The organism is Haloarcula nitratireducens (assembly GCF_019599505.1).
Window position 1 is genome coordinate 78528 of the sequence record NZ_RKLT01000009.1, and the last position, 25557, is coordinate 104084.

General features: G+C 59.9%; 22 protein-coding genes. 7 read left to right on the forward strand and 15 right to left on the reverse strand.

The features are described 5' to 3' along the window. Positions 1-342 precede the first annotated feature (342 nt). The 5 genes from EGH23_RS17570 to EGH23_RS17590 are packed head-to-tail and all read left to right on the forward strand — an operon-like array spanning position 343 to position 7945. Positions 343-1383 carry a 4Fe-4S ferredoxin N-terminal domain-containing protein gene (locus tag EGH23_RS17570; protein ID WP_220581283.1) on the forward strand — a complete coding sequence of 347 codons (1041 nt, stop codon included), beginning with the start codon at positions 343-345 and terminating at the stop codon, positions 1381-1383. Between the two features lie 4 nt (positions 1384-1387). Beyond that, entirely contained in the window at positions 1388-2740 is a 1353-nt protein-coding gene (gene nrfD, locus EGH23_RS17575) for an NrfD/PsrC family molybdoenzyme membrane anchor subunit (RefSeq protein WP_220581284.1), read from the forward strand. After that, positions 2737-6060 (forward strand): molybdopterin-dependent oxidoreductase, encoded by a 3324-nt coding sequence (locus tag EGH23_RS17580; RefSeq protein ID WP_220581285.1) that lies wholly within the window; start codon positions 2737-2739, stop codon positions 6058-6060. The genes nrfD and EGH23_RS17580 overlap by 4 nt, the downstream gene beginning before the upstream one ends. Continuing rightward, entirely contained in the window at positions 6057-6851 is a 795-nt protein-coding gene (locus tag EGH23_RS17585; RefSeq protein ID WP_220581286.1) for a molecular chaperone TorD family protein, read from the forward strand. Before EGH23_RS17580 ends, EGH23_RS17585 begins: the two co-directional genes overlap by 4 nt. Continuing rightward, positions 6848-7945: an Mrp/NBP35 family ATP-binding protein gene (locus EGH23_RS17590; protein WP_236044913.1), complete on the forward strand. Its 1098-nt coding sequence runs from the start codon at positions 6848-6850 to the stop codon at positions 7943-7945. Before EGH23_RS17585 ends, EGH23_RS17590 begins: the two co-directional genes overlap by 4 nt. Before the next feature lie 129 nt (positions 7946-8074). Here the strand turns inward: EGH23_RS17590 and EGH23_RS17595 are convergent, their stop codons facing one another. The 3 genes from EGH23_RS17595 to EGH23_RS17605 form a co-directional block, all read right to left on the reverse strand. Next, positions 8075-8851: a sugar phosphate isomerase/epimerase family protein gene (locus EGH23_RS17595; RefSeq protein ID WP_220581287.1), complete on the reverse strand. Its 777-nt coding sequence runs from the start codon at positions 8849-8851 to the stop codon at positions 8075-8077. 121 nt (positions 8852-8972) lie between these two features. Then, positions 8973-9491, reverse strand: coding sequence for a hypothetical protein (locus EGH23_RS17600; protein WP_236044914.1), 519 nt, complete (start codon positions 9489-9491; stop codon positions 8973-8975). Between the two features lie 44 nt (positions 9492-9535). Then, positions 9536-9931: a hypothetical protein gene (locus EGH23_RS17605; protein WP_220581288.1), complete on the reverse strand. Its 396-nt coding sequence runs from the start codon at positions 9929-9931 to the stop codon at positions 9536-9538. A gap of 159 nt (positions 9932-10090) precedes the next feature. On the opposite strand from EGH23_RS17605, the gene EGH23_RS17610 reads away from it, so the two are divergent. Next, positions 10091-10609 (forward strand): ArsR/SmtB family transcription factor, encoded by a 519-nt coding sequence (locus EGH23_RS17610; protein WP_220581289.1) that lies wholly within the window; start codon positions 10091-10093, stop codon positions 10607-10609. Between the two features lie 630 nt (positions 10610-11239). On the opposite strand, the gene EGH23_RS17615 is transcribed toward EGH23_RS17610, so the two are convergent. The 8 genes from EGH23_RS17615 to EGH23_RS17650 all read right to left on the reverse strand — a co-directional run bounded on the left by EGH23_RS17615 (position 11240) and on the right by EGH23_RS17650 (position 21597). Next, positions 11240-11569: a DUF7344 domain-containing protein gene (locus EGH23_RS17615; RefSeq protein WP_220581290.1), complete on the reverse strand. Its 330-nt coding sequence runs from the start codon at positions 11567-11569 to the stop codon at positions 11240-11242. A 321-nt stretch (positions 11570-11890) separates the two neighbouring features. Next, a complete protein-coding gene (locus EGH23_RS17620) occupies positions 11891-12475 on the reverse strand; it encodes a DUF8121 family protein (protein ID WP_483867119.1) in 585 nt (194 codons plus the stop codon). Positions 12476-12617: 142 nt separating this feature from the next. After that, positions 12618-14030 carry a sensor histidine kinase gene (locus tag EGH23_RS17625; RefSeq protein WP_220581291.1) on the reverse strand — a complete coding sequence of 471 codons (1413 nt, stop codon included), beginning with the start codon at positions 14028-14030 and terminating at the stop codon, positions 12618-12620. A 248-nt stretch (positions 14031-14278) separates the two neighbouring features. Next, positions 14279-17224, reverse strand: coding sequence for a PAS domain-containing sensor histidine kinase (locus tag EGH23_RS17630; RefSeq protein WP_220581292.1), 2946 nt, complete (start codon positions 17222-17224; stop codon positions 14279-14281). Positions 17225-17226: 2 nt separating this feature from the next. After that, positions 17227-18714: an ATPase domain-containing protein gene (locus tag EGH23_RS17635; protein WP_220581293.1), complete on the reverse strand. Its 1488-nt coding sequence runs from the start codon at positions 18712-18714 to the stop codon at positions 17227-17229. 742 nt (positions 18715-19456) lie between these two features. Then, the gene (locus EGH23_RS17640) at positions 19457-19657 is read right to left on the reverse strand and encodes a HalOD1 output domain-containing protein (protein ID WP_220581294.1); all 201 of its coding nucleotides are present in this window, start codon (positions 19655-19657) and stop codon (positions 19457-19459) included. Positions 19658-19960: 303 nt separating this feature from the next. Then, positions 19961-20767 (reverse strand): nucleotidyl transferase AbiEii/AbiGii toxin family protein, encoded by an 807-nt coding sequence (locus EGH23_RS17645; protein ID WP_220581295.1) that lies wholly within the window; start codon positions 20765-20767, stop codon positions 19961-19963. Beyond that, positions 20764-21597 carry a type IV toxin-antitoxin system AbiEi family antitoxin domain-containing protein gene (locus EGH23_RS17650; protein WP_220581296.1) on the reverse strand — a complete coding sequence of 278 codons (834 nt, stop codon included), beginning with the start codon at positions 21595-21597 and terminating at the stop codon, positions 20764-20766. Before EGH23_RS17650 ends, EGH23_RS17645 begins: the two co-directional genes overlap by 4 nt. 236 nt (positions 21598-21833) lie before the next feature. On the opposite strand from EGH23_RS17650, the gene EGH23_RS17655 reads away from it, so the two are divergent. After that, positions 21834-22430, forward strand: coding sequence for a hypothetical protein (locus EGH23_RS17655; protein ID WP_220581297.1), 597 nt, complete (start codon positions 21834-21836; stop codon positions 22428-22430). Positions 22431-22568: 138 nt separating this feature from the next. On the opposite strand, the gene EGH23_RS17660 is transcribed toward EGH23_RS17655, so the two are convergent. From EGH23_RS17660 to EGH23_RS17675, 4 genes are all read right to left on the reverse strand, one after another. Continuing rightward, on the reverse strand, positions 22569-22961 hold the full coding sequence (locus tag EGH23_RS17660) for an alpha/beta fold hydrolase (RefSeq protein ID WP_220581298.1): 393 nt from the start codon (positions 22959-22961) through the stop codon (positions 22569-22571). A gap of 284 nt (positions 22962-23245) precedes the next feature. Continuing rightward, positions 23246-23578 (reverse strand): DUF5615 family PIN-like protein, encoded by a 333-nt coding sequence (locus EGH23_RS17665; protein WP_220581299.1) that lies wholly within the window; start codon positions 23576-23578, stop codon positions 23246-23248. A gap of 2 nt (positions 23579-23580) precedes the next feature. Beyond that, complete coding sequence (locus tag EGH23_RS17670) at positions 23581-23886, reverse strand: DUF433 domain-containing protein (protein WP_220581300.1); 306 nt, start codon at positions 23884-23886, stop codon at positions 23581-23583. A 346-nt stretch (positions 23887-24232) separates the two neighbouring features. Then, a complete protein-coding gene (locus EGH23_RS17675; RefSeq protein WP_220581301.1) occupies positions 24233-25387 on the reverse strand; it encodes a hypothetical protein in 1155 nt (384 codons plus the stop codon). Positions 25388-25557 lie beyond the last annotated feature (170 nt).

Here is a 25557-nt window from a genome sequence, read left to right on the forward strand (position 1 = left end):
GAGGACACTTTGGAACGCGAACGTGTTCGGTCATGTCTACAACTGGTTCGTCGTCCCCCTAAAACCGAAAACCCCGTTTTCAAAATGTTGGAATTGCGGTTTGTAGGGGCTGTATCCGACTATCTGGAACGATTAGGACATCGAGCTCGCTTCTCGAATCGGGAGATCACTCGGGGCGACCCAAACAGTATCGGTACTCTCAGCGGGGGGGATTTCGGCCGGTGCGAGGGTGCCCAACAGTATCGGTAGTACGCTCAGTCCCCTTGCACCTGTAGGTCCACGTGTGATGACTCCGAACCAGACGCGGCGCGGACGCCCCTCACGAACTGGGCGGTGGTCACGGTGAGTCGTGCCGACGACGCTGAGGCCGCAAGTATCCCTTCGGTGCCGGGCGCGGACATCCTTGACGGGATGGTCGACGACGAGACGCCGGCCCCCCGCGAAGAACTCTCGAAGACCGAGTACCGGACCGACCTTGGCCTCGCCATGGCCGAGGACGCCAAGCGCGTCGCCAAGGGCGAACTCTCGGGCGACGCCTACTGGGAGAAGTACGACGAGGCCGCGGAGGCCGAGTTCGGTGACGACTACAGAGAGACGCCGAACCCGGCAATCGACGCTGACGGGGCGCGCCAGACCGTCTCGCGTGAGACGGCCGAGAGTCTGGGCTGTTCGGTCGGGTCAATGGAATCGGTCGCCGAGTCGATGGCGAGCGAGCAGGGAGACGGCGATGGAGCAGACGCCCGCTCGGGCGACGAGAAGTGGGGCATGGTGATCGACCTCCAGAAGTGCGTAGGGTGTGACTCCTGCACGGTGGCGTGCAAGGCCGAGAACCGCACCCCGCCGGGAGTTTCGTACAACGTCGTAATGGAGGAGGAACACGGCGAGTTTCCGAACGTCACGCGGACTAACGTCCCCCGGCCCTGCATGCAGTGCGAGAACCCGCCCTGTGTGCAGGTCTGTCCCGTCTCGGCGACATACAAGATGGACAACGGCGTCGTCAACGTGGACTACGACCGATGTATCGGCTGTCGGTACTGTATGATCGCCTGTCCCTACGGGGCACGGTACTTCGACTTCGGCGACAACTACGACGACGAAGTGATGGGTAGCGGCGAGGTGACGAGTCCGGAGTACGGTGTGGACCGCGGTCCCCGCGAGGGCGGCAAGTCCCCGGTCGGCAACGTCCGGAAGTGTAGCCTCTGCATGCACCGACTGAACCGCGGCGAGGAGCCGGCTTGCGTCGAGACGTGCGTGGGAGACGCCCGGAACGCGGGCGACCTGAACGACCCCGAGAGTGAGGTGTCGGAGATGGCCAAGTCGAATCGCTCGTTCCAGCTCAAGGAGTCGGAGGGGACCGACCCGAACGTCTACTACCTCAAATAGGATCATGGCAACCAACACGCTCGACTACGACCCTGGTTTCCGGAACGGACGGTTCCGCGTCGCGTGGTACGCCTTGTTAGCGGTGCTGCTCGTGGTCGGCGGGTGGGCCACGTGGCGTCGCATCAGCCTCGGGATGGCCTCGACCAACCTCACGAGCATCTCGCCGTGGGGCGCGTGGGTCGCGTTCTACATCTATTTCGTCGGCCTCTCGGCGGGGGCCTTCCTCGTCAGCACGCTGGCGAACGTCTTCGAGGTCGAAGGGCTAGAGAAGATAGACAGAGACGCGCTGTTCGCGGCCATCGTCAGCATGGTGGTCGCGCTCCTGTTCGTCTGGACCGACCTCGGCCGGATGGACCGGATGTACCACCCCTTCCTCTTCCGGCAGGCGACCTCGGCTCTGTCGTGGGAGGTTCACGCCTACGTCGCCTACATCGGCGTCCTCGTGACCGAACTCTACTTCTCGATGCGCATCGACCTCGCGCGGGTCGCCGAAAAGACCGAGGGCTGGCGCGCGAAGCTCTGCGCGCTCCTCACGCTCGGGCGGCGGGAGACCTCCGAGGACTCGGCCGAGACCGACGAGCGGTGGCTCAAGCGCGCCGGACTCCTCGGCATCCCGTTGGCCATCTTCATGGTCCACGGCGGGACCGGCGTGCTGTTCGCGGTGGCGAAGGCCCGGCCCTACTGGAACAGCGGCCTGTTCCCGGTCATCTTCGTCATCTCGGCGGTGGTGTCAGGCACTGCGATGGTGTCGGCGCTGTACGTCCTCCGGGCGAAACTGCTGACCGGCGAGACGCTAGACCGCGCGCTGATGGACCGCCTCGGCAAACTGCTCGCGGGGTTCATCGCCGCCGACGCCGCGTTCACCGCCATCGACGCGCTCATAGCACTGAACTCGCTGCACCCCCACGAGGTCGAGACGTGGCTCATCGTGCTGTTTGGCGAGATGTCGTGGTCGTTCTGGTGGTTCATGGTCGGCCTCGGGTGGGTCCTCCCGCTGATTCTGCTGAGCAAGCGGTCGTGGCGTCGATCGCCGATTCCGCTGATGCTGGCGGGCCTGAGCGTCGTGGTCGGCATCGTCGCGGTCCGGTTCAACATCGTGGTGCCGCCCCAGATTCTGCCCGTAATGGAGGGCCTGCCTCACGGATCGTATTTCCCGACCGCAATCGAGTGGCTGACCTCGGCCGGGATGATAGCGGTCGGCCTCCTGCTCTACTCGCTCGGCGCAGAGGTCCTGCCGCTCCGCCCGCTCGAGACGTTAGAGCCAGCTGGAGCGACCGGAGACGGCGAGGCGCACAGCGCGGATCAGATGCCCGCCGCCGCGGATGGCGGCCGGAGCGACGGAGGTGACAACCGATGAGTTCCACAGACGACTCAGACCCCGAACCTACCCACGACTCTGAGGTAGAGACAGAGAACGACACGGACGACGCAGACGCGTCGTTCACCAGACGCGACTTCATGAAAATCGCGGGCGGCGTCGGCGCTGTCGCCGCCGGTAGCACCGCCAGCGTGAACCTCGACACGACCGATCTCTGGACCGACAGGGAGGAGCACTACGTCGGCACCGACTTTGGCGACTACGGGGCCGAGGACGTGATTCACACCACCTGCGGGCAGTGTAACTCTTTCTGCCCCATTAAGGTCCGACTTGCTGACGAGAGCGGGACCGGCCAGTACAGTTCGCTGGTCCGGAAGCTGGCGGGCAACCCCTACTCCTTCCTGAACACCCAGCCGTTCTCACAGGTACCCTACGACAGCAACCCCCAGAAGGTCGCCACGGGCGACTTGGAGGGGACCGGCGACGTGGCCGGAGACCGATGGTCGCTGTCCGGCGCGCGGATGTGCCTGAAGGGACAGGCCGGAATCCAGACCGCCTTCGACGCCTACCGGGTCCGAAAGCCGATGAAGCGGGTCGGCCCCCGCGGCTCCGGCGAGTGGCAGACCATCTCGTGGGAGCAGGCAATCACAGAGATTGTCGAAGGCAACGAAGAGTTAGGTCATCCTGGCCTCCGCGAGCTGTGGGGCTACGCGCCGAAGGAGGAGGTCATGTCCGACTGGGAGGCCGTCCAGGACGGCGAAATGGAGGCGGAAAAATTCGACCGGAAGTGGGAGGACACACTCATCGACACTGACCACCCGGGCCTCGGGCCGAAGGCCAACCAAATCGTGGACGTGGGCGGCTACCGCCGGAACTTCATCCGGGGGCGGCTCTGGAAGCAAGGCCTCGGGTCGCTCAACAGCGTCCACCACGCCGGGACCTGTGGGTTCTCCAGCGTGATGGGTAACGTCCGGTCGTTCGGCGGGAAGAAGAAGCGCCAGTACGCCGATATCGAGAACTGCGAGTATCTGCTGGTGTGGGGCACCAACCCGCTGGTCGCCAACAAAGGACCGACGTGGCTCGCGCCAAAGTTGACCAACGCGATGGCGGACGGTATGCGGATGGACGTGGTGGACCCGCGCCTATCGAAGACCGCCGAGAAGGCCGAACAGTGGGTCCCGGTCGAACCCGGTGCGGATGCCGCCCTCGCCATGGGCATGGCCCGGTGGATTATCGAGCGCGGTCGCCACGACGTGGACTACCTGCGCAACCCCTCGAAGTCAGCTGCGACCGCCGACGGCGAACCGACGTGGAGCGACGCGACCCATCTCGTCCGGGTGGACGCCGAGGCCCAACCGAAGGCCCGCGCCTCGGATCTCGGCCTCGTCGGTGACGACGCCGACGCTGCCGACGAGTTCGTCGTCGTGGACGCCGAGACGGGCAAACCGATGCCCGCCGACGACGCCGACGCGGCCGTCCTCGACGTGGACCTCACGGTCGGTGGCGAGCGCGTCCGGAGCGCGTGGTCACTCTACCGCGAGCGCGTTTTCGAGCACACCGTCGAGGAGTACGCCGACATGGCTGGCGTCGCGCCCGAGACCATCGCAGAAGTCGCCGACGAGTTCACCAGCCACGGTAAGCAGGCCGCCATCATGTCCTACCGCGGCCCGGCCAAGCACGCCAACGGCTTCCAGAACCAGCGCACCATCGCCACCCTCCAGCATCTCATCGGCAACTACGACTGGAAGGGCGGCCAGATGACGCCCTACGCCGGGTTCGCCACGATGTCGGGGCGGTACGAACTGGGGACGGTTCCGGACGGCCACTCGCCGTGGGGCGTCCCCCTGCTCCGGGGCGGCGTCAACTACGAGGACACGTCGCTGTTCGAGCGCGACGACGGCTATCCGGCCAAGCGTCCGTGGTTCCCGGTCGCGCCGCCCTACGCCGCACAGGAACTCTACGGGAGCGCGAAGGACGAGTACCCCTACTCGGTCGAGGCGTTGTTCCTGCGGCCCTACTCCGAGAACCATGTCATGTCGGTCGCGGGCGGCGACAGGATACCTGAGGTGCTACAAGACACCGAGAAGATTCCGCTGTTCGTCGCCAGCGACACCGTGGTCGGCGACACCAGCAAGTACGCCGACTATATCCTGCCCGAACCAACCTACCTCGAACGCTGGGAGAACTTCGGCACCTACCCGAACAAGCGATTCGCCGACGAGAAGATCAGCCAGCCGAGCGTGAAGGTAGTGCCTGACGCCCGGCCCTTCGAGGAAGTCCTCATCGACATCTGGAAGGAGATGGACTTGCCGGGCGTCGGCGAGGACGCGATTCCGGACGCCGATGGGAATCTGTGGTCGCTCGACTCCTCAGAGGACTTCTATCTCAAACTGGTCGCCAACATCGCCTACGACCGCGAACCGGTCGCCGACGCCACCGATTCGGAACTCGATACCTTCCGGAAGGCCCACGAAAAGGGCCTTGGAAAGCACTTCGACCTGAAAGAGTGGAAGGCCGCGGTCGAGCCCGATGAGTGGCGCAAGGTCGTCACGGTTCTCAACCGCGGCGGCCGGTTCGAGGAACCGATCAAGAACTACGGCGAGGCGTTCGCCGAACACGGCCACGACTACGACTACGCCGAGCGCTACGGCGACCGGTCGAACGCCTACGACGGCGACCACCTGCGGTACAAACTCGGCGCGCGTGCCGACTTCTACAGCGAAGTTGTCCCGAAGGGCAAACACTCCTACACCGGCGAACGATTCGACCCCCTGCCGAAGGTCGAGGACGTGCGCCACTATGACGGGTCGGTCCAAGCCGGAGTCGTCTCCGACGAGGACCCCGAGCGCCCGCTCCGACTGGTCAACTGGAAGCCCCGGACGCAGGGCGCCCACCGCACTCAGAACAGCCCGTGGCTCCGCGAGACCCGGCCCGAGAACCCTCTCTGGGTGAACCCCGAGGACGCCGACGAGCGCGGCATCGAGAACGGGGATCGCATCGAGATCGACGCCGGACGCCGTACCGTCGAGGCCGTCGCCATGGTCACGAACGGCATCCGGCCCGGCGTCGTCGGCGCGATGTGGGGGTGGGGCCGCGAGGGAGACGGTGCGGTCGCTCAGACCATCGACGGCGAGACCCGTGAAGTGGTCGAGCGCGACGGTCACACGCCCTACGAGTTCGACGAACCGATGCGCGAGGAGGCCGGGTACGCCAAGGGCCGGGACGCTGGGTTCGCCATCAACCACATCCAGCCCCTCGATTCGGAACTCGGCGACGTGGGCCTGAGCGACCCGGTCGGCGGGAGCAACGCCCAGTACGACGCCTTCGTGGACGTGACCAAGCAAGGTGACGGTGAATGAGCGGGACGACCGACGACGGTGGCGACGCGGACCTCCCCGCGACCGATCCGGAGTTCCTCCGGCTGCGCGCCCAAACCTACGACCTCCTGTCGGCCTGCCTCGACGGCGACGTGGGCGCGCTGGTCGAGGCCGCCGAGAACGGCTACTTCGTCCAGCTCTCGGCGGCTTTTCCGGTGGACGTCGACCCGGAATGCCTCGCGGAGTACGACGAGGAGGCGCTCGAAGTGGGCTACGAGAACCTGTTCGCAGTGCCCGGCCCGCACTACGTCCCGCCGTTTGCCTCGACGCACGCCGCCGACGCGCCCAGTTCCGACGATACGACGGCCAACTACGAGTCGGACTCGGCCTACCACGCGGGCGACGCGGGTGAACTCCTCGGGAAACCCGCGGCCGAACTCGCCGAACTCTACGCTGCCGTGGGTTTCGAACCGACGCGGGGCGACGGGATTCCCGACCACGTCGCGGCCGCTTTCGAGTTCCTCGGGGCGCTGGCGCAGGCCGAGGCCGACCGCCGGACGGCCGGGAATATCGAGGAGGCCGAAGCGCTTGCCGACCTCCAGCGCCGGACGCTTGACCGCTTGGGCTGGCTGGACGAGTTCCACGACCGGGTCCGCGAGGCCGACAGCGCGGAGGGCGCGTTCGCCCGAGTCGTGGGCATCGGCAGAACGTTTGCGGCGTGGGACGCTCGGTCGGGTATCGTCGCGGGCCAGACAGACAAACGAGACGGGGACTCACAGGAAGCTGAACCAACAGATGACCAGCGCGAGACGACTTCGAATTCAAACTCATGACCGACTCAATCACCCCCGACGACCTGCGCGACCGACTCAGTAGCATCGACGACCCTGACCTCGGCGACGACGTGGTCTCGAGCGGCCTCGTCCGCGAGGTGACAGTGGGCGACGGTACCGCTAGCATCAATCTCGCGCTCGGCGCGGTCCACTCGCCGACCGAGAACGCGTTGGCCGAGGAAGTCCGGAGCGTGGTTCGAGAGGCCGGACTCGACCCCGACCTCTCGGCGACGCCCGAGCGCAAGCCCGGCGCGGAGCAGGTCCTACCCGGCGTCGATGCCGTCGTCGCCGTCGCCTCCGGCAAGGGTGGGGTCGGCAAATCCACCGTGGCGTCGAACCTCGCGGCCGGACTCGCCGACCGCGGGGCCAGCGTGGGCCTGTTCGACGCTGACGTGTACGGCCCGAACGCGCCCCAGATGCTCGGCGTCGAGGCCGCGCCCGAAATCGAGGACATCGACGGCGAGAAGCGTCTCGTGCCGCCCGAGAGCCACGGCGTCGAGGTGGCGAGCGTCGGGTCGCTGGTCGGCGACGACGACCCGGTCATCTGGCGTGGGCCGATGGCCCACAGCGCGCTCACCGACCTCTTCGACGACGTGGCGTGGACCGGCCTTGACTACCTCGTGGTGGACCTCCCGCCGGGGACCGGCGACGTGCAGATGTCGGTCCTCCAGACGCTCCCGGTGACCGGCGCGCTGGTGGTGACGACCCCGCAGGCGGTGGCGACCGACGACACCCGCCGGAGCATGCGCGCTTTCGGCGAGTTCGACACCCCGGTGCTGGGCGTGGTCGAGAATATGCGAACCTTCGTCTGCCCCGATTGCGAGAGTGCCCACGACGTGTTCGGCGCGGGCGGCGGCGAGGAGTTGGCTGACGAGACCGGCCTGCCCTATCTGGGGGCGCTCCCGCTGGACCCCGCGGTCCGCGAGGGCGGCGACGACGGGACGCCCCTCGTCCTCGGCGAGGGCGAGACGGCCGAGACCTTCCGGAGTCTCGCGGGCCGGGTGGCTGATAAAGTGGGACTCCTCCGGCGGCACCGCCGGATGAAAAACGTCGCCGGATCGGAGGGGGTCGTGTCGTCAGCTACCCACCCCTAAAGGGGTGGGCTTGTCAGTGGACTCTTGTCTACCGATACGGGTGTGTCGGACGCCACTTCGGTAGCGCTCACGGTTACTCTCCACGAATCCGTGGCGTCCGCGCCCAACAAGTGGCCATGCCCTAGAAACTCACTCCTTCGCCACGGAACTTCCAAGACCCTGCTGCAGGTGCCGTCTCGCCCGCTCGGCCGAGTCTCGCAAGAGCGGCACATCATCGGTAAACACCTCGACAGCGACAGTCCCGTCGAAATCCGACAGCGGCTCGGCCACGAGCTCGTACTCGATTTCGCCGGCCCCGATCGGCAGATGTGTATCGCCACGCCCGCGTGCGTCGTGGACATGCAAATGCGAGACGAGATCAGCATACTCTCCCAGGAACCGTTCGATCCCGTCGTTCCCATCTTCCATGTATGCGTGGCCGACATCGAAACAGACCGCTGTCTCGGTTTCGCGCGCGATATCGCCCAGCACTGAGAGGGGTAGCCCGCGAGCTTGGTGGCCAACGTTTTCGACGACGAGTGCAACCCCGGCATCGTCACCGGCGCTCGCGATAGCCGACAGTTGGTCGGCGAAGACCTGGCGCTGCTCAACGTCGTGTGGGTTCCGCATCGTGCCGTGGAGGACGGCCTTCTGTGCGCCGAGTGTCCCCGCCCAGTCAAGCAATTCCGTGAGGTGAGCAACGATTGCGTCATTGAGCTGATGAACCCGTGTCGAGACGACTTGCTCGAACGGCAGGTGGACACAGAGCTCCGTGTCGACGGTGTCCAATGCTGTTCGAAGGTGACTGTTCGTTTCCTCGGCAGGAACGTACGCCGACTCGCCAATCGAGAGCTCGGCGAACGCGAAGTCTCCAGCTGTCGCTTCCAGTCGTTCCACCGAGTCGCCGACTGTCACTCCGACCTCCATAGCCACATCTTCGTGGCCGATCTCCTTAGAGGAACTGTTGGCGCTCACCACCGCTATCGAGCTACTCAGTTAGAGCGGGGACCCACTAACAAGCCTCGGGCTTGACCACAAGGTAGTCGACTCAGTCGGTCAGGTACTGTTTGCGTAGCTGCGTAATATACTGGTTGTCCCAGTGTTTTGTTTCCACGTAGTAGGTGAGTGCGGCGGCGACGTAGTCCGGAGAGAGCACGTTGGAGGTTGCCAACGTACAGAGGATATGGGGCGTCGTGAAGAGTGTATTCCGGTCGTCAAGCGCGAGGCTGACGAAGAGATAGTTGGTTGTGTTGAACTCGTCGGTGACAAAGAGGTCTGCATTGAGATCGTTCGCTAGCCAGATGCATTCGGATTCGCCGCGATCAAGTCCATAGTCGAGCGGCTCGTCGATCCGGTCATCCACGTCGTGCGTCGTCAGGTGGGCTGCTGCTTGGAGGACGAGGTCGGCAGCTGCGGAAAGAAGGTCATCACTGCCCGTGGCTGCACTGGTCTCTCCGAGAACACTTGCAGGCGTGTGGACGTCGTAGGACGCGAGGAACGCTTTGAGTGGGTCTGCTCCCGTTGGGGCAGTAGCGCGACCGTCGACAACAGGTGTCGCGAGATTCAACAGAACATTTGTATCGACGACAGCGACAGCCTGCGCCGGCATCCTCAGGCGTGTGGCCCGTTGTCCGCCGTCTCTGACTGATCGCTTCCGGTCCACTCGGGAACATCGCCGTCATAGAACACCTCGTCATCCGGAAGGTCGTCTTCAAGTTGCGGTCCAGGAGGTGTTCGATCGATCGACGCTCGCAGCAGTTTCATTCGCATCGCTTCCTCCCGACCAAGTATGGCCTCGACGGTCTCATGGTCGATACGCTCCTCGTAGTAGGCATCGCTCAAACGACGGTAGAACTCCTTGTCGTTCGCGAGTGCGTCTAGCTCATCTTCGAGGGCAGTGATAAGAAGGCGTGTCCGAGAGATATCGAGGATCTCCACAACGCTGTCAGCACGCTCGACGAGGGATTTCGGCGCGTTGAAGTCCACCCGTGTTTTCTCCCCGGACATATCTATGTGTAGAGTCTACACATGGATAAATCCATTGTGGTCCTTGGATTGTCCACCGGCAGTAAACCCGTTCACCAGTCTATAGACAAAAACAGCGCTAATTCAGTATTTTGAATCACATTGCAAAATACTAATGTCGATGGAGGGCCGAGTACGTGTATGAGCGACTCTGGAACCACGGACCATACGGCAAAGCTCACCCGGATTCGGGAGGTTGCGATGACTGTTCGCGAGCCGAAAAATGCAGGTGAGATAGCTGATGCTGCTGGTATTGCCCGCAATACGGCCGAAAAGTATCTCAATCAACTCGTTGAGGCAGACAAACTCACGACGATCCAGCGTGGCCGCGAGACCTGCTACTATCCAGACCCTGTCACCCAGTATTTCGATCAGATTCGTGACCTCATCAACGAACAGCAAAAAGACGACCTTACGGCTGAATTAGATGCCATCCGTGACGATATCGACGAGTGGAAGGCGACATATGATGTCGAGTCTGCTGACGAGCTCCGGGCGACTGTCGGTGATGATATTCCAGCAGCCGAACGCAAACAGCGGCGACACGATGCAGAAGATTGGGACTACTATGAGCACCAGGCCATGCTCATCAAGCAGGCAATTCAGCTCTACGACACGATCGAGGCCACTCGCGATACGCAGCTCACATCTGCTAATTGACTCGGTGACAGCAAATGGGACACTCACCGATTCCTGGCGACACGCATCTCCACCGCTATGAGGTCCACAAACGCGTCGCAAATCGACTTCGACGAGAAAGTGGTGTAACGGCTGTGGATCCTGACCCGAGTCCAATGCGTCCAGTCCGTCTCGTGGCGACACTCGATTGCACGGTCTTTTTTGACCAGAATCTGGATGCTGGCGAAGCGACGCTTGAATTTGAGTGGCGTCCACATTCCGAACGCGATGAGTTCCGTATCCAATATAATGAACCAGGGACGCAGTGGTCATGCGGATGGCATCAGGACGAAACCCATGAGAACCTGGGGCCGAGCCACTTCCAAGTAGACCATAAAACATGGTCAGCATCGCATCGTGAATCTGCACCCTTCACAGATTCGAATCCGATGGCAATTCTCGAAACTTGTCTTCAGGAGCTTCGAGACCGCGTCCCGAGTCTTCCTGACAGTGTCCGTTCGAATCCATAGGGCCGCTATGCAATAGGATCGGTCACGACTATCTTTGTTAGTGGATAGAACAGTGGTCCAATCGAAAACTCCAGCTCTAACAAGCGAGTGAGTTAGTCTCCTTGAACGGACGAGAGAGCGATCACTAGTGTTCTATCTCGGTTCAGAAGGCGGTACAAAGATCTTCCAGCCACCTCTCTGCATGGTCGTGGCCGTAGTATCGGACCGTCTCGGTGCGCCGATCGTAGTCGAGCCAGCCGACGCCGGCTAGCTTCGGGAGGTGAACATGGGTGAGCTTGATTTCGAGGTCATCCTCATTCACTGTCGGGACTCGACCCGCAAGATGCGAGACCAGGTCATCGACAGTAGCTGTCTGTGAATCGGCGTCGTTCTCGAAGAAGAGGATAATTTCGCGACGAAGCGTATGGCTGAGCAGTTCGAATAGCTGGTCTACCCGCGGTGCGTTGTTGGGATGACAGGGTTCAGATGACATTGGACTGGATAGTGACAGATATTTATATAAAGTCATTTGTAAACTCTGTTCCCGGTTCGACTGGTTTTCAGTACCTGATTTATAGCCAACCTTCAAATAGAACTTGGCGCTAAGCCCCTTTTCCTCACTGGTTCCCGAAGGGCTTCGTGAGTCACTTGACCAGGATGAGTCGTCTGACTGAACGACTCACGGCTGCGAATTGCATCCCGACCTCCTACTCGAAATTCGTTCTTCATCTACTTTCTCGCGTGAAACGACCGTTAGCCAGGGTTGCGAATTGCGTGGTGGTAACTGATCTTCGACCAGAGAAGGGCTATTTCGTCACTTATCGGTGAGCTCTGGATACGTCAACTGGAGTTCGCCATCCAGTGTGTAGTTACTACTGAGGGTCCCGCCCGAGAGTTCGATGATTGCGTGGATAGTGAGGCGTGTAGCCGCTTGCGAACCCGGAATGACGATGAGATTTAGCGTGCTGATCGTTTCATCTGCGAGGTCGTCTAAATCAGTGATTTCGATAACTGTTCCGGGGACCTGATCAGGCGTATAGAGTGCTATCGATGGTGGTGGAGAGCTATCCCCTTCCACCGGCGAGACGACAGCGACCTCTGCGGGGGATTCCGTTGCTGTCTCGGGCATCCAGACTCTCAGCTTGATGGATTCCACGTTCGTCCCCTTTCGATGCCAGATCTCCGTCGAGAGGTCGATACGTTCGGATGTAACGCTTCCGTCAACACCCAAGTGACCTACTTCCTGGTCGTTCTCTGTGAAAATGAGAGCTTTCCTCCCGCTTGATTCCGTACTCACAGTCGGTTCAGAGAGTGTTTTGCTACCCCTGACTGTACTACAACCTGCTGTTGCGGCGACCCCAGCAGCACATACCGATGTAAGGTACGTGCGTCGTTTCACGAGCGGAGAGAGGTTTCCAGTTCATAAAGTTATAGGGAACGCTCAAACCCGCTTTGAGCCTTCAATCTCTCTCATATCTGGATAACACCCGTTGCGAGCAGCGCTGCCGACAACACAACGAAATCCCCCACTCGGTAACCACTCAGTCAGCCACGCGCACCTCGAAACGTGCCCCGCCAGTCTCGCTTTCCATGGCGTTAATTTCCCAGCCATGCCCGGAGATAATCCGGTCGACAATTGCCAATCCGAACCCACTCCCGTCTTCATGTGTTGTGTACCCTTTGTCGAAAATACGATCACGCTTTGCTACTGAAATCCCCGGTCCATCGTCCTCAATGTACACTCCCCGCCCCCTCGAAAGCACGCCTGCAGTGAGCGATACATCACTGGAACCGTGTTCGACGGCATTCCGAATGATGTTCTCGAACGCTTGTGAAAGCCGGGCCGAATCACAGTCTAAGAGCATACTGCCAGTAACTTCGAGCGAACTCCCCGGCGCACGGACGTTCTCATAGCTCGTCGTTACCACCTCGGCAAATTCGATGTGATCTCGGTTGCCGATCAACTCACCGTCTTTCGCGAGTGTGAGCAGTTCCTCGATGAGTGTGTCCATGCGACTGACTGCCTCAAGTGCCGTCTCCAACTGTCCGCTCTCGTACTCCATCGCCGCCATACGGATGTTTCCATCAGCGACGTTGAGCGGGTTTCGAAGATCATGTGCAACGGTCGATGTAAATTCTTCCAGTTGGTCGATTTTTTCGACCAGTTCCTGCTGGTTCATCTTCCGGTCGGTGATATCCCGCGTTATACCAATTAAGGAGACGACATTTCCCGACTGATCGGTGATGGGTTTACACCGCGATTCGACCCATATTTCGACCGTGTCGGACTTGTTGGCACGATACTGGACAAGTTGTGGTTGACCGGCCGAAGCACGCTCCATTGCAAGGGTAACGCGGTCGATATCTCCCGGATGTACTTGGTCGAGAAACGACTGTGGCTCGGCCCTGACCTTTTCGATAGACTGCCCAAAAATCGCCTCATGACCATCGTTGATGAACCGCAATTCCGACCAATCTGGCGAGAACACCCAGAAGGCTTGATCAGCGACACTGACGATTTCTCGTAACTGTTCGTTAGTTTCCTTGATTGCTTGCTGTGAACGGCGGTGCTCAACATACGTGACAATCTTATTGACGAGCAACGGTGCTTGATTCCCGATAACCTCCTGAATGACGTAGTCCGTGACGCCAGCTTCGATACTCTCGCTTGCAACCGTCTCATTCCCAGTTTCGGTAAAGAGCAGGAACGGAATGTCAGGGTAGTCTTCGCGGACGCCTCTGAGAAAATCAATGCCGGTTCGATCGGGCATGTGGTAGTCGGAAAGAATGCAATCAACTGTTCTTGAATCAAGTATCTCCCGTCCTCGGTCAGCAGACTCCGCTGTTACTACACTGAGACGGTCACTCTCGTTCGTCAGTTGTCTACTAACTAACTCCAGAAGCTCCGTATTGTCATTGACATAGAGTACAATAATATCGGGGCTATCTGCCATCAACCGTTATTGGTGAAAACGTATCAAAAGGGTTCTTGCCCAGAACTCAACCATGATACTGCGATGTGGATTGTCGCACAGAGTTTCCGCGCTTCCTCCCACGAGTACACTCGTGGGCTTCCGCGCTGTTACCGCTGTGAGCCCACCACTAAACATCAAACAGTAATATTGAGGCTAAGCGAGAAAATCCTATAGCGAATACAGCACGCCTTTAATGCAGCTATTCTTTCGTGGACTGGAAGGTTGTGTCACCGCCGCAAGAATCGAAGTTCGATGACCGTCCCTGTCGGTTCGTTATCCTCGATACGCATCGAGCCACCGCTGTTCGTCGCCATCCACCGCACGAACCACAGTCCGAGTCCGTTCGTGTGCTGGAGTGGTGACTCTCGCCCAGCGGCGACCGACCGTTGTTCGAGGGCAGGAATCCCCGGCCCGTCGTCGGCGACACGAACAACTACAGCATCCGACTCGTCGTCGATTGTGACCGTAAGGGCGACCGCGGGTCGGCTCCCTCCGTGTTTCACCGCGTTGTCAACAAGCTCGTTCACGGCCAGTTCGAACGCCTCGTAGACCGTTGCCTCCGCGACGGGCGGTGTCGCAACCGAGATCGACGCCGTCGGATAACTCAGCTCCGCCTCCGATGCGACCTCGTCGACGTGCTTCGCCACATCCATGGTCGTGACGAAGTCAGACGCGCCGGGGTCCGATACCGTATCGAACTCTCTGGCAAGCTTAGAGAGTTCAAGCAGGTCGTCGCTAGCTTCCCGAATCTTGGCGGCGGCGTCCGATGCTTCCTCCTTAGTCGGGTCATCAGTGAGGGGGTCCGTCCACCCCTGGATGACGATCATCTTGTTCCGGAGGTTGTGCCGGAGCACTCGGTCGAATACGGATAGTCGACGTTTACGTTCCTGTAACTCAGTGATGTCACGGCTGACACAGACTAATTCTTCGACCGTTTGGTCGGGGAAACCTACGGAGACGGTCGTCTGGACCTGTCGCTTCTGGCCCCTGTGGTCGACGAGCGTCGTCTCCACCGTCGTCTCCGTCATCTCTTCGGCGAGGAGCTTCGTCTTCGCGTCCGCTAGCGCTTCGGTATGGTCAGCCTCGAACACAGTGGAGAGATGCTCGCCGGTGATGGTGTCTTCCGGTAGTCCCACAAACTGAGCCATCGCTGTGTTGAACGATGTGAACGTCAGGTCTTCGTCAAGTGTGTAAATCAGGTCACTCGTCGTCTCAACGATACGCTCGTACCGCTTGAGCTCCTGCTGACGCTCTTTCCGGTCGGTGATATCCTCAAGGAGGCCGACTACGCCGCTGATCTCGTCGTTGCTGTCCCGCAGCGGGGCCGTCGTGAGTGCCACGTCGATGAGTGACCCATCTTTTCGCTGGCGAACCGTCTCGTAGCCAATGACCGGTTCTGCTCCCGCTATCACCTCGTTTCGCAGTTCGTCGAACTCCGCTTGCTTCTCCGCTGGAACGTTCGGGAGCGGTTCGCCAAGGGCCTCATCTTCCGACCAGCCGAAGATGCGCTCACACCCCTTATTCCACAGCTGTGTGATGCCAGCCTCGTCCACTGCGAGTATCCCGATAGGCGAGGCGTCGAATACGGACTGGAGCAGGTCTTTCGTCTCTTTGAGTTCCCGCTCGCGTTCCCTGCGCTCGGTGATATCCTGAATAGTACCCCGATAAACGGAGGACTCGGACTGGTGTGGTTCACCTCGAACGTGTGTCCATCGGGTCTCGCCGGACGCTGTCTGGATGCGACAGTCAAGCTCCTGTGGTTCACCGGTTGCCACCATCTCTTCGAATACATCACGGACCTCCGGTTCGTCCGCCGGATGGTAGAACCCGAACGCCTCATCGAGGTCAAACTCGGTTTGCGGCCAGACACCGAGCAGTTCGGCGAGTCCCTTGGTGAACTCAGCATCACCCTCATCGATGTCGATTTCCCAACCGCCGATGTCGGCGATAGCCTGCGTCTGGTCGAGGAGATCGACCAGGCGTTCCCGTTCACGCTCCTGTGCTCGCCGTTCGGTGATGTCCTCGATGGTCGTGATAACGCCGATTCGCTCGCCCGACTCGTCGGTCAGGGGGGCGGCGTTGATAGAGAGCCAGCGTGTCTCGCCTTCCTCGGCGATACCGTGTTCGTAATCTCGGACGGTCTCACCCGTCGCCATCACTTGGCTGAACGGAAGGTCTGCGCTGTCGACCGGCTCACCGTCCTCTCCGACAATCTCCCAGCTTGGTTCGTCGAACGCCCGGCCGAGCGCATCTGACCGCTCTAGCCCGAGGACCTCCTCCGCCGCCGCGTTCGCGCGGACAATCTGTCCATCGGTATCGAGCACGGTAATGCCGACCGGGCTGGCCTCTAGCAGTCGTTCGAGCGTCTCGGTCTCCTCGCGCAATCGCTCTTCGGCCACGCGCCGAGCCGTGATATCAGACTGGAAGCCGATGTAGTGGGTGAGCTCCCCTGTGTCGTCGTAGACGGGAGAGATTTCGAGGTCGTTCCAGAATTCGGTTCCATCTTTCCGGTAATTTCTGAGTTCGGCGCGCACCGCCTCACCCGCGTCGATGGCCTCGTGGAGTTGCTGGACAGGCTCCGGTTCGGTCGCCTCGCCCTGCAAGAAACGACAGTTGCGACCCAGCATCTCCTCGCGGTCGTACCCGGTCAGCTCCACGAACGCGTCGTTGGCGTAGATCAGCGGCTGGTCGCTCTCAGCCTCTGCGATGGTGATTCCGGTCGTCGCCTCGTCCATCGCCCGCCGGTACAGCGCGAGTTGGAGTGACTGGCGACGGGTCCGGAGGAGTGACTCGACACGCGACCTGACGACGGCTTCTGTCGCTGGAATATGGAGCGTATCGTCGGCCACTCCGCGTAACCGCTGAGCGATCTCGCGCGCTCCGCGCTCTCCAACCAGCAGGAGCACCGGTAGGTACCGGTCTCCTGTCTTCTCTTTTCGGTCCCGAAGCGTGTCGGCGACCGCACGGTAGCTCGCTTCGCCGATAATACAGAGGTCGAACTTGGGGAGCGGTTCGTCGGCATCTGGGGCCGCCACGACTACCTCATAATCGTCAAGCAGGTCGTCGAGCAGGTTTCGGTTGCGTTGGCCTTGGACGAGGAGGAGAATTCGGTCACTACCGTTCGATGTACCGGGCCTCTTTTCCTCACCGAAAAATGACTCCTCGTCGCTCACGATTATGTTTCGCCCTCCCATGTTGGTGTCCCGGTCAGGACTCCCCGAAGGTTGTCCAGGGGTTCCCCGATGTGAATCCCGTCGCTGTCTATGCGGAACGAACGCAAGGTAGACTCGAACGACCCGAATCGCTTCTTCAGGACACCGGCAGCCTTCTGTATGTCACCACGAACCTCGATATATCGGAGGAACAAGATGTTATCCGCGAGATAGCTGACGTGGCTATCCGAGGCCCGGAAACCACCTGTGACATCCTGTATCTCATCGGTTATCACCACCGTCACGCCGACGTTTCGGAGATAGCGTGCCAACGCATGGAGTTCCTTGCGGAGGTCGCTTCCCTCCGCATGGAGGCTCAGTTCGTAACCGGCAGTCCCGTCGATGAGCACGAACTTCGTGTCGTTCTGTTCAACCTCGGTTCGGACTCGGTCGGCGAACTCGTCGGCAGACAGCGTCAGTGGTTCGACGGCGTCGACAACCATTTCACCCGACTCGATGTGTTCACTGACCGGAAGACCAACGGCCGCTGACCGATGTTTGAAACTCTCTTCGCTCTCTTCGAATAGGTAGAGAGCCGCTCGCTCGTTCCGGGCGGTGAAGGCCTTGGCCAGCGTTGTAGCAGTTGTCGACTTGCCGACACCGCTTGGACCCGAAATGAGCGTGATGCTCCCTCGTTCGAGGCCGCCACCGAGTAACGCGTCGAGTGACTCAACGTCCGACGACACCGTCTCGAACGCTGACTCGTGGTGATGGTTCTCTGGACGGATTTTGGGGAAGAGACGGATTCCTTGCCCCTCGTCAATGCGGAGTGCGTGGGTGCCGCTCTGGAAGTCTGACCCGCGAAGCTTTTCGATTTTGAGGAACCGACCTTCATCGGTCCGCGAAATAGTTATCGAGCCGTTACAGAGATACTGAAGCCCTTCATCGGCCTGCTCCGCGTCCGGTTGGCTCGTGAAGAGCGTCGTCGCCCCTGTATCCTTCAGATAACGCATCAGCGAAGCGGCCGTCTGGTTGAACTGGTACTCGTCCGGAGAGAGATGGCGTAACTGTGAGAGGGGGTCGATGACGACACGGTTGGGTCGGTGCTTCTCGACGGCTTCGGTGATGGCTGACTTCGTCGATTGTCCCTCGACCTCGCTCGGCAGTAGCACAGAGTACGACTCCTCGTCGATGAACTCACCGCCCGTTGGACTCAGGTCGAGTATAGGTATCTCCGAGAAGTCGAATCCGAGAGTCTCTGCGTTCTCAATCATCTCGGCTGCCGGCTCCTCGAAGGTGATATACAGAACGTTCTCTTCGTTGTTGATTCCCTCAGCGAGAAAATGATATCCGAGGATGGTCTTTCCCGTTCCGGACCGTCCACGAACCATATACGTGCGGTTGGGGACAAATCCTCCGTGAAGTAGTGTATCCAGACCATCAATTCCGGATGAGACCCGAGAATCAGTATTCATCGTGAATTCAAATATGACTGAAACATCAATAATCATGGGGTCCTCTCCCCTAGGAAGTAATTGTCTGAGTCCGGGAAATTATACGCTGAACAGGCGCAATACCACGCCGTTCACGGCGTGGATACGCGCCGTCACCTGGGCGAGAATCCACGTTCGACAACTCTCTGAGTTTCAGAATACCGGCGTTTAAGTGACAGGCAACCATAGCAACGGGTAGGAATCGGTCGGAACGGAGCGGATTCCGAACCGTCCTTCGGAGGCGGCCTGTCCGCCCACGTAACGAGGCAGTATCCAAAAGGGTAGTCGGTGAACGTCACATCCTCGAAGGGTGTGCCGACGTGCCGACTGCTCAAAGCAAACATCACGATACCCCTGACTCCAGTGACGCCTGCTGGCGTCCCTGTGGCAAAAACAACACGGGGACGCCGTACACGGTCAAGGAGAGGGGTAACGGCCACTTGGCATGGCCAGCAGTCCACTACACCGACGCTGTGGGACTACTCGTGCCCGAAAGGTGTGGTAGTCTGCCAATTGGACTACAAACCTGAAACTCCCACCGCTCGGGATTCCTCCGCGTTTACGCGGAGGAGGATGTCAAGCAGTTCCGGTTCAAACTGATTAGGGTATTATGAGCCTCATGTCCACTCAAAGAGGCAGGTTCCTGAATACAATGCCCTATCTCGGGCACGACTTTTCTGACGAGAGTCAGAGATGTTGCGACTTTTTCGCTATACTGTTCCCCTGCACTGACGATTTAGGTGCAATCGGAACTCGTCGATCAGGTAGCTTCGACTATGAGAAACTCATCGTCATAGATTTCGATTCGAGAGTCACTGTAGTCAAACGAGACACACATGTCCGCGTGCGAAGTGAGTATCGCCTCCAGCGAGTCAGGATCTATCGTCTCGTAGAGCAACGGCAGGTCAGTAATGGCAGTCGACTCGAAGCTACTGACACTCGCGAGGACAGCTTCGCTCACACGTTCATCTGCGGCGATCTCTTATTTCATTATCGGCATAAGTGTTTTCAGCGGGATAATTAGCCGTGACATTTACCCCCGTGCACCCTATGTTACGTACTGCCCAATCCGTAGCGTCTTTGAAGAGTCGTTACAGAAGAAAACTTGGTGGGAATGCTATGTTGCGATTCTCGGTGACAACAAGTGACAGAGGTGTCGATCTGACTTCCTCCCACGACTGAAGTCGTGGGCTTTCTCCTTGAACCTCTGTAAGCGAGAGTGAGCACGCCCGAGAGTCCGGCCACGCTGTTCCCACCTCCAAGACTAAGGTTGGTATTCATCAACTAGCGAACCGATGTAGTTTTCGAGTGTGTCATACACTGAGCCGAACTCGGGGAGATCGGCGACCAAATCTGGGAGCGTATTCTGCCAGCCCTCACGAAGTTCCTCCCGTTTCTCGCGGGGAAGTCCGTCTCGGAGGTCGATGTCCAGCCCGTCGTGTTCGCACTTCCGCGTGAATGCTGGAACGATAACCGAGTCATCGATGTCGGACTCGGTAATCATCCGATAGAGATCGTAGTAGTCACGAGCCTGTGACCGCTGATACAGCGCTCGCAGCTTTTCCGCGAAGATTTCTTCAAGGCTGTACGCGGTCAACTCGAATTCGGGGACATCCTCGTAGCTATGGAGATGGTCTACCGAGGCGAACGCAACGTGTTCGTCGATCATCACGTCAAGACTCGTCGTATTCTTGTGGCCGAGAACGGCGGTGTACTGGATGTCGATATCGACGTAGTGCGTCGGATACTCATCTCTCTGCAGTTCTCGGTATTTGATCACCTCGAAGTCGATACCGGAAGCTCTGGCCGCGTCTTTTACTGCTTCTTGCAACTCTTCTTCACCCCCGCGGTACGCCCCCTCGACACCGAAATCGAGATCTTCCGAGTAGCGCCACGTCTCCGGGAAGTACAACTTGCTAAGCGCGGTTCCGCCCTTGAACAGGAGGTTGTCTCCGTACGGACTCGTGTAGATCGCCCACAGGATCCACGAATTGACGTAGTTCTTCTCCGCGTAGCCGAGGCGGACATCTAGCTCTCTAGCCAGCCGTCGAAGTTGCGCGTCGGATATCATGAGAACTCATTCGGAAGGAACGATTCGGGGGCGACGTTCAGACGCAGTTGATACGTGCTGTCCCTGGTCCCCGTCGCTTCTCGTGTCGGATCGAGCAGCGGGTACCCAGTCGTGAAGTTCTCGACGAGGTCCCGGTACTCCGGAAGGTCGATGTCTAACTGGTCGGCGAGATACACGAGTCGTTTCGTTGCGGCACCGTTCCCAACTCGCCGCAGGTATTCGACGACCCGGTCCCACGAACAACGCGTGTCGACAGCATTCTGCATTGCCGTCGCAAGTTCGCTAACCCCCCCGCAGAACTCCGGATGATCGGCGCAATCGACCAGCGTCTTTTCTACACTCGACAAATTCACCTGGTTCGACCCGACCGCCGTCGGTTGATACCCGAAGAACTTCTGCTCTGTGACCGTCACCGGACGGTACGTGACTCCGTGGATTTCACGCTCCCGGGCGCGCTCTGTCGTCACGATGTACACCGTCCGGGACAGCTGCTCGGTAAGCCCGTGGTGATTCATCGCGCTCCAGTACCCGATATACATCGGCTCCACCAGCGCAGACGCGATCACGAACTCGTGCTCGGTATACACGGCGTTCTCGCCCGCAGCGAGCGGCAGAATCAGATACTTCCCGTGCGCGATCCGCTCAAGCCAGCCCTTCTCCTTGAGCGCATACGCCATATCCTTCGCCGATTTCCGTGGGATGTCAAGGACGTCGGCGATGTCACTAATCGTGATGACCTGTCGGTTCTCGCTTGCGAGCCGTGACAGCGCCTGCGACTCACGCGTCGACAGGCTCTTCCGTTGAGTCCCCTCGTCGTTTGTTGACTCCATAGCCGCTCAGTGTACATAGACTTTAAATCCCGCCATGGATAAAGGTGCCCGTTGAGAGCTAGTTCGGTGAGAGTTGCCTCTGTAACCGCTTAGTGTACATAGACTCTAAATGATACTCTAAAGTATCATACTTCAAAGTATGATTCTGCGAAGTACCATATCATCGAGGTAGTCCTCGAACCGCCGTTAATGAACCCAGCGCAGCCCTTACACAGGTCGCCTGCGAAGCGCCAACCATGGAACAGACGCCTGAAGCGTTCGCTGCGGCGCTGTCGTCGGGCGACACAGCGCGTGTAAATCAAGCAATCGACGAAGTCAAAGAGCTAGATCCTGCGGACCGAGCTGCACTGTTCGAGGACTGCTTGGACCGGTGCCAGGACCTGTTCGAAAACGGTGATGGGTACCAACGGCAGTCTGTGGTTCGTTTCGAAGCCGCGCTGTACCCGCGTCTCGAACTCCAAACCGTTGGCATGGAGGCTACCGATGAGGCGTTGCCGGGCGAGTGGACGCTCGAAGATGCTGCCTGGCAACGCATGCGACTGTTCGGCTGCTATAGCATGGCCCTGATGGACGATGATGGGCGCGTACGACAGGCTGGGATCAAGGCCCTCGAGCAACTGGCGGTAACACTTGATATGATCGAAGCCGAGGACGACCTCCAGATAATCGCGGACGAGCTAGCACGGTATGCAGAGCACCACGAAGGCACCAGCTCCAAACAGAAACATTTCGACCAGGCATACGAGAACGTCGCCGTGCACGCGGAGCGGTCCGGCTCGCTGGTCCCCGAAGGACTTCGCGAGGCACTTGACCAAGATGAGTCGTCTGACTGAACGACTCAAAGCTGCGGATTGCATCCCGATCTCCTACTCGAAATTCGTTCTTCATCCACTTTCTCGCGTGAAACAGCCGTTCGTTAGGGGTGCGTATTGAACGAACGCTGGAAATGACAGCTGATCAACCGCCAGTCGTTAGCTTTCCGTACGGATGAATGCAAGTACCTCTTCGACGAAGCGGTCCGGCCCGGTGAGCATCGCCTCGTGTGCATGCCCATCGAAGGTAACGATCCGGCTGTTAGGGAGTGCGTCGTTGATCGGGCCCGTCGCATCTTTCAAGAGTGGAGGGCTCTCGCTGCCGGACAACAACAACGTCGGCGTCGTCATATCAACGAACCGCGCAGCATCAAACTCGTACTCGCCGACCGCCGCTAAGCTGCGGGGCCAGACGTGTGCCGCGTCCACAAGGTCCTGCCAGTCCGGGGCGGAGCGTTGCGCGTTGATTTCCTCCGGCGTGGAGTGGGCGATTTCTTCGAGGAACAGGACGAGCACCTGCTCGTTTTCACCGCTGTCCAGCAGCCGTTTCATTTCCGCAAGCACCGTCTCGGAGTGAAGTACCTCGGGGGCAAGCCCCGAGGCGTCACCGTTTTGTCCATGTCGTCCAGAAACGGACGAATGGACGCAGGCGAATTTAATTCCCCTCGCCCTTCTTCTCTCGAAGTCGGCTGGAATTAACACCCGAACACCCTGGTGGTGTCCGTGAGGGTCGGGGCCTCCACCAGCCCCCGACAACTCCCGTCTCACGCCCAATGGGCGGTTTTGAGAGGAGTCGCATTTCCAACCCTCCGAACGACCGTTTCACAGTAAGGTCTTTACTGTCCGTCACGGCCGTTAATCCACAGTACGAGGCGTGGTAAGTTAAACCTTTGACGGGCTTCACCCTCGGGGTCAAGCCCCGAGGCACTCGCCCTGCTCCGCCTGTAGAATACACCACTATGTACGTCAGCCGGCATCTGGACGAAGTCGTCGTCGCTGGTGACGATGAGACGACCCGCTTGGACGGCGTACCGACGAATCGTGGTGTCATCGACGCCTTCGCCCAACTCGCTCACGTCGACGACACGCTCTACGTCGTGGCCTGCTTTGTCGAGTTTGTCAGCCAGCGGCGCCGCGATGTTCTCGTCAAGCAGAAACGACACCTGCATGGCTACGCGCCCGGCAGATCTTCAGGGCCGGTGATGATTCCTGGGTCCGCTTCTGCGGCGTCATGAAGCTCTCGACGGTGTTCTTCGACCATCCGCATCTCCTCGGGGTGATCATGGTAGTACGCCAGTGCGTGGTAGACGTCCGAAATGGTAAGGTCAAAGCGGTCCGCAACCGTCTGCGCGTCGAGGCCGCGTTCTTCGACCAGCGCATGGATGTGGCTCACGGTGATTCGCCGGTCCCGAATGTGGGGCTCGTCGTGAATCTTCGACTCGTCACCCGAGACGACGGTGTTCATCTGCTTTGACATAGTGTAGCTTACTATTGCAGCGGCCTTCAGTCTTTGCCGGTACAGGCAGTCAGCCGCAGATTCGGTACCTCTGCTCACGCCGCTTCGCGCCGTTCGCAGGGTCGCGAGAGGGCGCCGCTCCCTCAAACCGCGCGAGCTGGTTTCAAAGCCCACACGCAGACAGCGGGATCTCTGGGTCCGCTCGACTTGGAAAACATGGGCGGAAATGGCCGACCCTCGCTCCGCTCGGCCCACTCGTCGTGTGAATACTATCGGTCACTCCGTAGCTCTGACTAACGGCTGTTTCATGTGAAATACTGTCTAAAGAATAGGAGTTCAACAGAGCCGACGATACGTTCTCTGGAATTTATTCCTGCGCGCTGGCAAAGCGATCTCTGAGCGTCGCCTCGCGCGTCTCGAACTGGGTGGCTTTCTCGCGGACGTCACGGCCGACGCGTTCGATCTGGGCGAGTGCGACCTGACTCTCCAGCCCGGTCTGTCCGTCTCCATCAGTATCAGCGTTAGCTCGTTGCTCGTAGTTCCGTTCGACCGCCCGAATCGTCGCTTCGGGGTTGAACAGGATGTCGTTGGCCGTCCGAACGTACCCATCGAGTGCCGCGCCTTCTTTCCCCGTGAAGAAGTGCGTCAGCGCGTACGTCGCTCCGGAGTGAAGCGTCCACATATCGATGTCGAAGGGATCAGGAGCTTCCGCACGGGCGTCGTTCGCCGCCCGGTCGGCGAGATAGGAGGGAAAGCCGAGCAGTTCGTAGAACTCCGAGACGTCGAAGGGCACCTCAGTGAAGTCGACGGTAATGTTGCCCGCGTCTTCGATGAACGCGAGCAAGTCGTCTGCGACCAATCCGAGCTGCCCGAGAATCCCTTCCCACCAGCCTTGGAAGTCGCTCACATCGCCGACGTGCTTGACCGTCTCGCGGTCGGTCAACTGCCGAATCGAGTTCGCACAGTAGCTATCGCGGGCGAAGCCCTCGACGTAGACGGCGTGGCCGCCGAAGAAGTCATAGCCCGACGTGACACCCATCGTTATCGGCTCGCTTCGTCCCGGGAGCGTCACCGAGAGGCCATCGAAGAGGACATCCATGTGGACCTCACCACCGCCGCGGTACTGCCGAATCTCGCCGAAGACGACGTCACCGAGCGGGTGCCCATCGAGTGACTCCTCCCGAAGGACGTCTTCGAGCGGGCCGTACACCTCGACGGGATTGATGATCGAATAGCTGTCCGTCGGGACGTGAAAGAGCGGATCGGTCTCCTCACCGCGTGCCTGTCGGTCGAGGCGTTCCGGGTCGACGACAGCGTTGAACCGGTTAGTCGGTATCCACTCGTCGGTGTAGGGGTTGGTGTAGGCTACCGTCGTCTCCACCGCCCGTGGGACGGTGCGAATCGCCTCGGCGAACGAAACCGGTGAGTCGGCTGTCTTTCTCTGTGCATACCACGTCGGGAGGTCTGCATCTGTTCGGTCGTCGACACCCGCGAATACGGTCGTTGTCTCTGGAGTCTTCATGTTGTTCTCCGCGAGCACTCACTTTCGAGCGCCCGCACCCGTCAGGGCGCTACAAAACGCGGTTGCGCGAACTGCTATTGGAGTTTGACTCCGTGGTCCTCGCCCAGGTCGTGCTGAGAATAAATCTCGGCATTTTCAGAAATATTCTAGTCGAGAACGTCTAAGTACGC